The 12,627-nt window shown below is 69.3% G+C and carries 9 protein-coding genes and 1 pseudogene; 9 read left to right on the top strand and 1 reads right to left on the bottom strand.

All coding sequences use genetic code 11. The features are described from left to right. From KR541_RS35200 to KR541_RS35170, 7 genes are all read left to right on the top strand, one after another. Complete coding sequence (locus KR541_RS35200) at positions 1–1,596, top strand: MBL fold metallo-hydrolase (RefSeq protein ID WP_235356260.1); 1,596 nt, start codon at positions 1–3, stop codon at positions 1,594–1,596. A gap of 65 nt (positions 1,597–1,661) precedes the next feature. Further along, a complete protein-coding gene (locus tag KR541_RS35195) occupies positions 1,662–3,134 on the top strand; it encodes a serine hydrolase domain-containing protein (RefSeq protein ID WP_124631914.1) in 1,473 nt (490 codons plus the stop codon). Continuing rightward, entirely contained in the window at positions 3,115–3,558 is a 444-nt protein-coding gene (locus tag KR541_RS35190) for a GNAT family N-acetyltransferase (protein ID WP_050016042.1), read from the top strand. The genes KR541_RS35195 and KR541_RS35190 overlap by 20 nt, the downstream gene beginning before the upstream one ends. Beyond that, positions 3,555–4,802, top strand: coding sequence for an MFS transporter (locus KR541_RS35185; RefSeq protein ID WP_050016040.1), 1,248 nt, complete (start codon positions 3,555–3,557; stop codon positions 4,800–4,802). The genes KR541_RS35190 and KR541_RS35185 overlap by 4 nt, the downstream gene beginning before the upstream one ends. A 106-nt stretch (positions 4,803–4,908) precedes the next feature. Further along, positions 4,909–5,715: an aspartyl/asparaginyl beta-hydroxylase domain-containing protein gene (locus KR541_RS35180; protein WP_050016037.1), complete on the top strand. Its 807-nt coding sequence runs from the start codon at positions 4,909–4,911 to the stop codon at positions 5,713–5,715. A 405-nt stretch (positions 5,716–6,120) separates the two neighbouring features. Next, a complete protein-coding gene (locus KR541_RS35175; RefSeq protein ID WP_050016036.1) occupies positions 6,121–6,840 on the top strand; it encodes a response regulator transcription factor in 720 nt (239 codons plus the stop codon). Next, positions 6,840–8,372, top strand: coding sequence for a sensor histidine kinase (locus KR541_RS35170; protein WP_124631913.1), 1,533 nt, complete (start codon positions 6,840–6,842; stop codon positions 8,370–8,372). Before KR541_RS35175 ends, KR541_RS35170 begins: the two co-directional genes overlap by 1 nt. 16 nt (positions 8,373–8,388) lie before the next feature. Here KR541_RS35170 and KR541_RS35165 read toward each other — a convergent pair whose 3' ends face one another. Continuing rightward, on the bottom strand, positions 8,389–9,489 hold the full coding sequence (locus KR541_RS35165) for an AraC family transcriptional regulator (protein ID WP_050016032.1): 1,101 nt from the start codon (positions 9,487–9,489) through the stop codon (positions 8,389–8,391). Positions 9,490–9,801: 312 nt separating this feature from the next. On the opposite strand from KR541_RS35165, the gene KR541_RS35160 reads away from it, so the two are divergent. Then, positions 9,802–11,436 (top strand): AMP-binding protein, encoded by a 1,635-nt coding sequence (locus KR541_RS35160; protein ID WP_124557485.1) that lies wholly within the window; start codon positions 9,802–9,804, stop codon positions 11,434–11,436. Positions 11,437–11,482: 46 nt separating this feature from the next. Continuing rightward, positions 11,483–12,603 (top strand): annotated as a pseudogene (locus tag KR541_RS35155) (AraC family transcriptional regulator). Positions 12,604–12,627 lie beyond the last annotated feature (24 nt).

The following is a 12,627-nucleotide window of genomic DNA, read 5'->3' as shown; positions in this document are numbered from 1 at the left end:
ATGACCCAGATCTACCTGAAACCCAACGTCGTCTTCGAACCGCTGATCAATCAATGGTATGCGTGGACTTTCCTGCTGCAGCCGGCGACCTGCGCGCTGGTGATGAAGCAGGTGCATCTGCGCATCATGGAATCCTTCATCCGCGCGCCGGAGCTGCATCGGCGTTCCGCCGCGAAGATGGCCGGCGGCCCGTTTCTCAACGGCGGCCGGGAGCTCGTGCCGGCGGTCGACGCGCTGATCCGCGACACCCGCACGCGCGCCGCGCCGCTGCTGGCGCTGGCGGACGCGCTGCGCGAGCTCGACGAACTGCTCGAGCGGGAAGGAGGCGGCGATACGCTGTCGCCGCTGTATGCGCGGGTGCCCGAGCCGTTGAAGGGATTCGTCGAGCTGGGCTACGACCTGCGCGGCCACGCGTCGTACCGGCTGTTCGAGCGGCTGTTGTACGACAGCGCCGGCTATCTCGACGCGCTGCAGAGCGTGAACGGCTTCCTCGCCACCAGCGACGACCGGAGCTTCATGCTGAGCACGCCGCGCTTTCCGGACGAGCACATGGTGCAGATTCGCTTGCCGTTCCGCGACGCGCTGTACGACGAGCTGTTCGCGGCCCGCCACACGGGCGCCGCGCCGGACCTGATCGACCGCCTGCTCGCGCACGCGGAGGGCGGCGCCGCGCGGCGCACGGCGCTCGAAACCTGGTTCACCGACGCACCGCCGCCGCGCCCGCCGTCGGCGCCGGCGCGCGCGGGGCAGCCGGTGCGGGTGCGCTACTTCAACCATGCGACGGTGCTGGTCGAAACCGCGAAATTCTCGCTGCTGACCGATCCGATCGTCGGCTATCCGCTCGGCCAGGGCGACGATCCGTTCACGTTCGCGGATCTGCCCGAGCGCATCGATTACGTGCTGCTGACCCACAACCACCAGGATCACATCGTGCTCGAGAGCCTGCTGCAGCTACGGCACCGGATCGGCACGCTGGTCGTGCCGCGCAGCCACGGCGGGTTCCTGCAAGATCCGTCGATCCGGCTCGCGCTCGAAGCATGCGGGTTCGAGCGGGTGATCGAGGTCGGCGAACTGGACAGCGTGCCCGTGCCGGGCGGCGAGATCGTCGCGCTGCCGTTCCTCGGCGAGCACGGCGATCTGCATATCGCGGCGAAGATGGCGTTCGCGCTGAAGGTGGACGGCAAGAGCATGCTGTTCGCGGCCGACTCGAACAATCTCCAGCCGGAGCTGTACCAGCGCATCGCGCAGCGCATCGGCCGGATCGGCACGCTGTTCATCGGCATGGAATGCGAAGGCGCGCCGATGTCCTGGCTGTACGGCGCGCTCCTGAACGAGCCGCTCGGGCGCCAGTTCGACCAGAACCGCCGCCTGAACGGCTCCGACTGCGAGCGCGCGTGGCCGCTGGTCGAGTGCTTCGCGCCGCGCCAGGTGTTCGTCTATGCGATGGGCGCGGAGCCGTGGCTCAAGTTCATCTCCAGCATCGAATACGCGCCGACCTCGCTGCCGATCGTCGAATCGGACAAGCTGATCGCCCGCTGCCACGCACGCGACATCCAGTCCGAGCGGCTGTACCTGAAGAAGGAAATCGTCCTTTGAGCGCGGGCGGCCGCGGGGCGGCCCGCATCGTCTCGTCGAATCGTCGAACGAGGAAAACACTCCCCATGCCGGATCGTCCTCCGTCCCGTGTCGCTACCGCCGTCAAGATTCTCGCCGTCACGGTCATGCTGTTGCTGGCCGCTGCCGTGGGCCTGCTGTATTGGGCGCTGCCCGCCGCGACCGGCTATGCGTCGCATTACCTGTGCGCGCGCGTGCTCGCCGGCGGCGACGGTAGCGACGGTAGCGACGGCGATGCGCGCGCCGTGTTCGCGCGCGAGGTGCAGCCGATCAATCCGTTGTTCGACTTCGTCACGTACCGGATCGACCGTGCGCGACAGACCGTCGAGGCCGCAGGGCTCGGCGTGCTGCGCTCGACGGTCGCGTTGTACCGGCCGGGCCTCGGCTGCACGATCGCGCCGGCCGACGCGATCGACGCGTTGCGCGTGGAGGGCGATGGCCTCGCGCTGCCGGGCGCGTCGGCCGAGGCCGACAACCTCGACGATGTCATACCGTCCGATCCGCCGCCGGCGCTGGGCGCCGTGCTGGATCGCGCGGTGGCGGAGCCGGCGCCCGGATCGCTGCGCAACACGCTGGCGGTGGTCGTGCGGCAGGACGGCAAGCTCGTCGGCGAGCGGTACGCGCCGGGCGTCACGGCCGATACCCCGTTGCTCGGCTGGTCGATGACGAAGACCGTCACCGCATTGCTGGCGGGCGTATTGGCCCGCGACGGCAAACTGACGCTCGCGCAGGATCGCCTGCTGGACGACTGGGCGTCGTCCGGCGACCCGCGCCAGGCGATCCGGTTGCGCGACTTGCTGCAATGGACGAGCGGGCTGGACTACCGGGAAGGCTATCTGCCCGGCTCGGACACGACGAAGATGCTGTACCAGTCGACCGACATGGCGCGCTTCGTCGCGAGCCGGCCGCTGAAGATCGCGCCCGGCCGCGAGGTGGACTACCAGAGCGGCGGCAGCGTGCTGGTCGCGAAGATCATCGCGCGCGCGGTCTCGCCGCGGCCGCTCGACATCGTGCCGTTCGCACGGGCGCGGCTGTTCGAGCCGCTCGGCATCCGCACCGCGATGATGGAGCCCGACGCGTCGGGCACGCTGGTCGGCAGCAGCTACATGCTGGCATCGGCGCGGGACTGGTCGAAGCTCGGCCAGTTGATCCTGCAGCACGGCGTGTGGCGCGGCGCGCGCATCGTCGATGAGGACTGGGTGCGTTTCATGGCGACGCCCGAGGCGACCCGGCACGACGGCCGGCTCGGTGCGCATCTTTGGCTGAATGCCGGCGCCGGCGGCGCGCGCCGGTTTCCGTCGCTGCCCGAGGACCTGGTGATGATGGACGGCTTCAATCACCAGCTGGTGGTGATCGTGCCGTCGTGCCGCGTGGTCATCACGCGGCTGGGCGCGACGGTGGACCACAGCTGGGACACCGAACGCTTCGTCGCCGACGTGATGGCGAGCCTGCCGGGCTGCGCCGACCCGGCAACCACGTCCGCTGCAAGGGAAGCGAATCATGAAGATCATCGTACGTGACGCAGTGGCCGCCGATACGCCGGCCCTGCGCGAGCTGTTCCTGCACTCGCGCCGCGAGACCTTCGTCTGGGTGCCGGCCGGCGCGTTCCAGCCGGCCGACTTCGACGCCCAGACGGAAGGCGAGCGGCTGAGGGTCGCCGAGGACGCAAGCGGGCGACTCGCCGGCTTCGTGTCGGTCTGGGAACCCGACCATTTCATCCACCACCTGCACGTGTCCCGGCCGCACCACCGCAGCGGCGTCGGCCGCGCGCTGCTGCGCGCGCTGCCGGGCTGGCCGGCCACCCGCTATCGGCTCAAGTGCCTGCGCGCCAACGCGCCGGCGCTGGCGTTCTATGCGGCGTGCGGCTTCGCCGAGATCGGCGCCGGCAGCGCGGAAGACGGCGAGTACCTGCTGCTCGAGTCCGGCGACAAGGACAGCCGATGACCGTCCACCTGCGGTACTGCCTGCAGCAGGCGGCGTTGTGGGGTACCTTCGGCCTCGTGCTGCCGGTCGTCACGCTGTTCCTGCTGCACAACCATTTCACGCTGTTCGAGATCGGGCTTTACGCGGCGCTGTTCAGCCTGTCGACCATCGCGCTGGAGCTGCCGTTCGGCGCGATGGCCGACCGCGTGGGCCGCATCCGGACCTATCGCGTATCGCTGCTGATGAACAGCGTCGGCTGCGCGCTGATGCTGTGCTTCAGCCAGAAGCCGATGCTGTACCTCGCGGCGGCGAGCTTCGGCATCGCGCGCGCGATGAGTTCCGGGACCGTCGACGCGTGGTATGTCGGCCTGCTGCGCGAGCACGGCGAAACGAAGCGGATTCCGTATTTTCTCGGCCGTGCGGAGCTGGCTTCCGCGCTCGGGCTGGCGAGCATGTCGCTGGTCGGCGGCGTGCTCCCGGACCTGATCGGCAGCCGGCTGTTCGACAACCCGTACAAGATCGGCCTCGCGCTCGCATGCGGCTTGTTCGTCGTGCTGCTGGGTCTCACGTCGTGGTTTTTCGCCGAGGCGGAGCAGGCGCCGCACGAGGCGGTGCCCGCCGGCAGGATTCTCGACGATCTTCGGGAACTGGTCCGGTTCACGTGGCACGGCGGCGCGGTGCGGCCGCTGATCCTGCTCTGCATGCTGCTCGGCGGCGTCGTGTCGGTGCTGGAGAGCTACTGGCCGGTCGTGTTGAAGACGCTCGTGCCGATGCATGGCGCGACCTGGGCGTTCGGCCTGTTCCTCACGCTGATGCTGGTCGTGAAGGGCGCGGGCGGCTGGGTGTCGTATCGCGTGATGAAGCAATGCGCCGCGCGGCCAGCGCTCGCCGTGACGCTGCCGTTCGCCGGGCTCGCCGTGAGCCTCGTGCTGACGCGCTGGGCGAATCACGTCGTCGCGTTCGGCATCGTGCTGAGCGGGGTCGCGCTGTGCCTCGGCATCGCCGGCGCGGTGGTCAACGCGGTGCTGCATCACCGCACGCCCGATGCGCTGCGATCGCGCGCCGTCTCGTTCTTTTCGCTGGTGTTCCAGCTCGGCAGCATGATCGCGTCGGTCCTGCTCGGCTACCTGGTCAGCCAGTGGGGCGTGCAGGCGGTGTGGTGCGGCGTCGGCGTGCTGGTCGCGGCGGCGTCCGGATACGGCGCGACGATCGGCGGCTGGGCCGCCGACCCGGTGGAAGAAGCAAAGGCGACGGCGCGCGTGTAGGGCCGGGCGCGCCGGTTCGATGCAGGTGCGATGCGTCATGCGGTAGCGGCAATCTTTTTCGTTTGTCACCCCACGATAGCCAAGGAGAGCGACTTTGAAACAGGAGATGAGCAATGCGATTCACGACACGCTGGATGCGCTCGTGTCGCAGTACGGGAGGGCGGCGCTCGAACGCGTGATCGCGTTCGTCGACATCAATACGGGGCGGGTTCCGTTGCCCGCGCTGCCGAAACATCAGCGGCCGCTGCTGTTCTATTTCCCGGGGCTCGACGGGAAGCCGTGGTACGACGCGTCCGATTATCCGGAGCTCGAGGCGTTCACGTCGACGCTCGAGGCGTCGGTCGACGTGCTGCGCGAGGAGTTCCTCGCGCAGGTCACCACGTCGATGCTGCTGCCGTACGAAGAACAGGTGGCGGGACGGTTCGAGTCGATCCGGCGCAACGACTGGGGGTCGTTCTATTTCAGGCGCAAGGGCGAGCCGGAGGTCGAGGAGAATTGCCGCCGTTGCCCGCGCACCGCGGCGCTGATGCGCGAGGTGCAGGATTTCCTCAGCCCGAGCGGCGCGTTCATCTTTTCGGTGATCCAGGGCGGCACGCGGATTCCGCCGCATTCGGACACGACCAATCTCAAGCTGACCTGCCAGCTTCCGCTGATCGTGCCGCATGGCTCGCGACTGCGCGTCGGCGACGAGACGCGCGAGTGGCCGGACCGGCGCGCGATCATTTTCGACGATACGTTCGAACATGAGAGCTGGAACGACAGCGACGAGCCGCGGGTTTGCCTGCTGGTCGATATCTGGCATCCGGGCATCACGCGGATCGAGCGGGACGCGGTCGAGCGGCTCGATGCGGCGATCAGCCAGCATCTCGGTCTGGATTTCCGGCCGCCCTGGGCCGAAGCGGCCGCGGCGTAACGCGGGGCAGGGCGGCCGGCTGACGGAGGTCGCCTTTTCGATCATCGACCGATAGCGGCTCGGTCAGGCTGGCATTCGGCGCCGCGCTCGTTCTTGCAGCGGCGGCCGCACGGATGCCGGCCGCGCGCCGCGCCGAGGGAAAGGGCGGCACGGGGCATCTCGCGCACTTTTTTCGTGTCTATTGCGGGGGGCGTGGAATCGAGTTTGAGGGGCCGGAGCGGGAAGCCTCGCGGATAGGGGCTCACATCACGCGCACGATCCAAACTTAAACGAAATGTGACCCCTCGCCGCCGCAAAATTTTGCACAATGACGGCAGCGCGGCCTCCCGCCGCGCTTCGATCCGGGCCGATCGCCCGCCGATCACCGTTATTGAGCCCCGCTCCTACGTGCCGCCGCCCACCGCCATGGACCAACCGAAACGCATCCTGATCGTCGAGGACGACGCCGACATTGCCGACGTGCTGAGCCTGCACCTGCGCGACGAGCGCTACGAGGTCGTGCACAGCGCGGACGGCGCCGAAGGGCTGCGCCTGCTCGAACAGGGCAACTGGGACGCGCTGATCCTCGACCTGATGCTGCCGGGCGTCGACGGCCTCGAGATCTGCCGGCGCGCGCGGGCGATGACGCGCTATACGCCGATCATCATCACGAGCGCGCGGTCGAGCGAGGTGCACCGGATCCTCGGCCTCGAACTCGGCGCCGACGACTACCTCGCGAAGCCGTTCTCGGTGCTCGAACTCGTCGCGCGCGTGAAGGCGCTGCTGCGGCGCGTCGATGCGCTCGCGCGCGATTCGCGGATCGACGCGGGCACGCTCGACGTCGCGGGGCTCGCGATCGACCCGATCGCGCGCGAGGCGAGCGTCGACGGCGCACGCATCGACCTCACGCCGCGCGAATTCGACCTGCTGTATTTCTTCGCGCGGCACCCGGGCAAGGTGTTCTCGCGGATGGATCTGCTGAACGCCGTGTGGGGCTACCAGCACGAAGGCTACGAACACACGGTCAACACCCACATCAACCGCCTGCGCGCGAAGATCGAGGCCGATCCGGCCGAGCCCGTGCGGATCCTCACCGTGTGGGGGCGCGGCTACAAGCTCGCCGCGCCGGGCCAGCGGGACGCATGATGAAGCTCACGCTCACCCGGCGGCTGTCGCTCGTGTTCTCGATCCTGCTGCTCGCGTGCTCGGGCGCGTCGGCGTGGCTGCAGATCCGCGCGAACGACATGCGCGAGAAGGAAGTCGTGCAGGCGCTGTCGCGCGACCTGGCCGCCAACATCGCCAATAGTGCGCCGCTGATGGACGCGAACGGGCTGCGCCCCGACGCCGTGCGCACGCTGTTCGGCCAGTTGATGGGCGTGAACCCGAGCGTCGAGGTGTACCTGCTCGACAACGCGGGGCGCATCAAGGGCGACGACGCGCCGCCCGGCCACGTGAAGCGCGACCGCGTCGATCTCGCGCCCGTGCAGCGCTTCATCGCGGGCGAGCCGCTGCCGATCCTCGGCGACGATCCGCGCAGCCCGGACGCGCGCAAGGTGTTCAGCGCCGCGCCGCTGCAGCGCGCGGGGCAGCCGCCGTCCGGCTACATCTACGTGGTGCTGCTCGGCGAGGCGCATGACCGGCTCGCCGCGCGCGTCGACGCCGGCAACGTGCTGCGCACGACGCTGTGGTCGATGGCGATCGTCGCGCTGCTCGGCCTGCTCGCGGGCCTCGTCGCATTCGGCTTCATCACGCGCCCGCTGCGCCGGCTGACGGCCGCGATGCGCGACTTCGACGCGAACGGTGCGCCCCGCGCGCCGGGTGGGGCCGACACGCTCAACACGCCCGACACGCCGCCGCCGGTGCTGCACTTGCCGCCGGGCCGCCGCGGCGACGACATCGCGGTGCTCGAATCCGCGTTCGCGCAAATGGCCGACCGGATCGGCGACCAGTGGCGCGCGCTGACGCGTCAGGACCAGCAGCGGCGCGAACTGATCACGAACATCTCGCACGACCTGCGCACGCCGCTGACGTCGCTGCACGGCTATCTGGAGACGCTGTCGCTGAAGGCCGACACGCTGCCCGAGCCCGAGCGGCGGCGCTACCTGTCGATCGCGCTCGCGCAGAGCGCGAAGGTCGGGCGGCTCGCGCAGGCGCTGTTCGAACTCGCGCGGCTCGAATCGGGCGGCGTGCAGGCCGAGCGCGAGCCGTTCTCGCTCGTCGATCTCGTGCAGGACGTGTTCCAGAAATTCGAGCTGGCCGCGCAATCGCGCGGCGTCGCGCTGCATGCGCGGATTCCGCCGCGCGTGCCGGTCGTATCGGCCGATCTCGGGATGATCGAGCGCGTGCTGACCAACCTGCTCGACAACGCGCTGCGGCACACGCCTTCGCACGGCGAGGTCGAGATCGCGCTGGAGACGCACGGCGATCGCGTGATCGTGACCGTGTCGGATACCGGGGAAGGGATTCCGGCCGCACGGCGCGAAGGGCTGTTCCAGCGGCCGCAGCGGCCGATGAGCGGCGGCACCGCGACGAGCGGCGGGCTGGGCCTGCTGATCGTGCACCGGATGCTGGCGCTCAACGGCAGCGGCATCCGGCTCGTCGACCGGGAAGGGCGCGGTGCGGTGTTCGAGTTCGCGCTGGCGGTCGCGTCGCCGGCGGCGGGCGACGGTACGCGCTGACCGCGCTCGGCAGGCGCTACTTGCCGCGCTTGCGCCGCACGTCGCTCGGCGTCGTGCCGGTCCAGCGCTTGAACGCGTGGCGGAATCCCACTGCATCGCTGAAGCCCAGCGTCAGCGCGATATCCTCGGTGCTGAGCGTGGTCGTGCCGAGATAGTCGATCGCGAGCGCCTTGCGCACGCTCGTCAGCAGTTCGCTGTACGACGTGCCTTCGGCTTCGAGCTTGCGGCGCAGCGTGCGCGACGTCATGCACAGGCGCTCGGCGATCGCGTCGATGTCCGGGAATTGTCCCGGCGTGCGGGTGAGCTCCTCGTACACGCGTCGCGTAATGCCCGACTGGCTGCGTAATGCGTCGAGCAGTTGTGCGCAGTGCGACGACACCTGCGCGGCCGTGATCGGATTCGCGAGCTGAGGCGCGCGCGCGAGCCATGCCGCCGGATAGCTGAGCACGTGATGCGGCTGGTCGAACGCGATCGGGCATTCGAGCGCGTCGGTCAGCAGCGCCCCGTGCGGCGGCCGCGGCTGCGCGAACTGCGCGCGCGCGGGCACGCACCACGCACCCATCACGTCCTTGATGATCGTCACGTGCAGCGCGAACTGCATGTCGATCAGGAAACGGTACAGCGGCTCATCGAGATCGGGCAGCGCGACTTCGTGGCGGTCCGGAAACAGCCACGATGCGGTATCGCCCTGTTCGACCCAGCGGATCGGCAGCATGCCGTTCGCGAGCCGGTGATATTTGACGGCCGAATCGAACGCACGCGCGAGCGATTCCGAGCACAGCATCGCGTAGCCGTACATGCCGTAGCTCGACGCGCGCAGCAGGCGGCCGACGCGTACGCCGAGGTCGGTGCCGTCGTACCGGCCGACCGCATTGCGCGCGGCCGTCAGGAACTGCAGCGGCGACGTGAGCGTGAACGGGTCCGCGACGTCGGCCGGCGCGAGGCCGGTGCCGGCGAGCACCGTCGCCGGGTCGAGGCCGGCTTGCGCGGCCACGTCGACGAGCACGGCCAGCTTGGCCGGCGTGAAGCGCTGCTCGCGCAACGCGTGGGCGGCGGCGGCGTCCGGCAGCCCGGTAGGCTGGGCATGGGGAGGTTTCGAGAGCGCACTGCGCGGCATGACGGGGATCCTGCGTCCGAATCGATATCGTTGACGGCACGCAATTCTGCTCGGGAACGGTCCCATTCGCCACCGGGTTCACCCTGAGGCGCCGACGGAGCTGCCCGGGCGGACAGGCGTTCGCCGTGCGATGTTGCGCAGGCACGCGCCTCGCCTGTCCGTTTCGATCATGTTTTCGGCCGCCCGGATCATTTGCAAAGCGCGTCGTGCGCGCGATAGTCGCCGATCAGGCGGCGGCCCGCGTCCTTCCGGCGTGCAGGCCGCCGTGCGAACGGCACGCAGGCTGGCGTGCCGTCCCCAGAGGAGTGAGACATGACGAACAGACACTGGACCGGGTCGTATGGCCCGATCCCCGCCGAGATCGACGCCGACCGCCATCCCTCCGTCAGCGCGCTGCTGGACGACGCGATGCGCCGCTTCGCCGACCGTCCGGCGTTCCATGCGTTCGGCCGCACGCTCACCTATGCCGATGTCGAGCGCCTGTCGAGCGCGCTGGCCGCGTATCTGCAGCAGGTCGTCGGCGTGCGCAAGGGCGATCGCGTGGCCGTGATGCTGCCCAACGTGCTCGCGTTTCCGGTCGTGTTCGTCGCCGTCGCGAAGATCGGCGCGGTCCAGGTCAACGTGAATCCGCACTACACCGCGCGCGAGCTCGAGCATCAGCTCAACGACGCGGGGGTCGAGGTGGCGATCGTCTGCGGCGGGTCGATGGGCACGTTCGCGGACGTGGTCGGCGGCACGCGCGTGCGCACCGTGCTGAGCGTGGGGCGCGACGATCTCGGCGTCGTCGATGCGCCGGCCGGCGCGTGCGACGCGCTGCCGCCCGGTTCGACCGCGCTCGCGCACGCCATCGCCGCCGGCGAATCGCTCGCGTGCGAGCCGGTTGCGCAAAGCGGCGCGGACCTGTTGCTGCTGCAATACACGGGCGGCACGACCGGCCTGTCGAAGGGCGCGGCGCTGTCGCATCGCAACCTCGTCGCGAACGTCGCGCAGTTCGCGGCGATCGTGCCGGATGCGCGCCAGCCGGGCGAAGAGGTCATCGTCACGGCGATCCCGCTCTATCACATCTTCGCGCTGACGGTGAACTTCCTGTCCTACTTCGCGATCGGCGCGCAGAACTGGCTCGTCGCGAACCCGCGCGACATGGACCGGTTCGTCGACGTGCTGAAGGCCGCGCGGCCGACCGTGTTCGTCGGCGTGAACACGCTGTACGCGGGGCTTGCCGGCCATCCGCGGCTGAAGGAGGTCGACTGGTCGCGGCTGAAGCTGTCGGCCGGCGGCGGCGCGGCGGTGATCGACGTGATCTCGTCGCGCTGGAAGGCGGTGACGGGTAATTTCATCCGCGAAGGCTACGGGCTGTCGGAAACGTCGCCGGTCGTGTCGTTCAACCCGCAGTCGATCGACCGGTTCACGGGCACCACGGGCCTGCCGCTGCCGTCAACCGACGTGAAGTTGCTCGACGACCAGGATCGCGAGGTGGCGATCGGCGAAGCGGGCGAGATCTGCGTGAAGGGGCCGCAGGTGATGAGCGGCTACTGGCAGAAGCCGGACGCGAATGCGGCCGCGTTCACCGCGGACGGCTATTTCCGCACCGGCGATGTCGGCGTGTTCGACGCGGCCGGCTTCCTGCGGATCGTCGACCGCAAGAAGGACATGATCATCGTGTCCGGCTTCAACGTGTATCCGAACGAGGTGGAGGCGGTCGCGACCGCGCTGCCGGGCGTCGCCGAATGCGCGTGCATCGGCGTGCCGGACCCGCGTACGGGCGAGGCCGTCAAGCTGTTCGTGGTGCTGGCGCCGGACGCCGACGTGACCGAAGCGCATCTCGTCGCGCATTGCCGCGCGAGCCTGGCCGCGTACAAGGTGCCGAAGCTCGTGCGCTTCGTCGACCGGCTGCCGAAGTCGACGGTCGGCAAGATCCTGCGCCGGGAACTCAGCCGCACCGACTGATGACGGCGCCGCGACCCGCCGCGCGGCCGCGGCTGCGCGGCGCGGTGTGCGTGGAAAGCCCCGAAGGTGGCGCGCGGGCCGCTCAAGTACAATGCGGTCGGTTCGATCGACGGGGACGCGATGACCGGCTCAGATTCACTTTCCGCCCAGCCCGGGCGTGCGCTGCCGTCGCCGAGCGCGACGGTGCCGATCTCGCTCGTCAACGGTTTTCTCGCGAGCGCGGGCGTGCAGCGCGACGTGGTCGAGCGCTACCTGCGCGGCGCCGGCATTCCGATCGAGCTGCTCGGCGAGCCGCACGCGCGGGTGACGGAGGAGCAGTTCTCGACGCTGTACCGCACGCTCGCGATCGACCTCGACGACGAGATGCCCGGCATCTTCTCGCGCCCGTTGCGCGGCGGCACGCTGAAGTACCTGTGCCTGAGCCTGCTCGATGCGCGCAACCTCGAAACGGCGCTGCATCGTTTCGGGCAATTCTTCCATATCCTGCTCGACGATTTCTTCGTCGAATCGAAGCGCGACGAGCTCGTCGCGCAGGTGCTGCTGCGTCCGAACGACGCCATCGGACCGATCGGCGCGCTCGGCCAGGAGCTGATGCTCAAGCTCGTGCACGGCGTGTGCTCCTGGCTGATCGGGCAGAAAATTCCGCTGCTGCAGATCGAGTTCGCGTGCCCGCGGCCGCGCCATGCGGTCGATCACCTGTACTTCTTCACCGGGGCCGTGCAGTTCGACTGCGCGCGCACGCTGATGCGCTTCAGCGCCGATTACCTCGACGCGCCGATCCGGCAGAGCAAGCGCAACCTGCGCAAGTTCCTCGCGCGCGCGCCCGGCGACTGGATCTTCGAATCGTTCAGCGAACAGCTCGTGTGCCATCGCGTGCGGCAATACCTGTCGGCGGCGCTGCCGGATCTGCCCGTGATCGATCAGGCGGCCGAGCACCTGCATTGCTCGGTGCGCACGCTGAGCCGCCATCTGGCCGCCGAAGGGACGACGTTCCAGGTGCTGAAGGACGAGCTGCGGCGCGATGTCGCGATCCAGCGGCTGACCGATACGCCCGACACGATCGCAGCGATCGGCGCCGATATCGGCTTCGACGATCCGAGCGCGTTTCATCGCGCGTTCCGGCACTGGACGGGCAGTACGCCGGGGACGTATCGGCGCCGCGCGTGACGCCGGAGTGGGGCCGGGTGTCGC

The organism is Burkholderia sola, assembly GCF_905400185.1.
Lineage (GTDB): Bacteria > Pseudomonadota > Gammaproteobacteria > Burkholderiales > Burkholderiaceae > Burkholderia > Burkholderia sola.
This window is presented reverse-complemented; position numbering and strand designations above follow the sequence as displayed.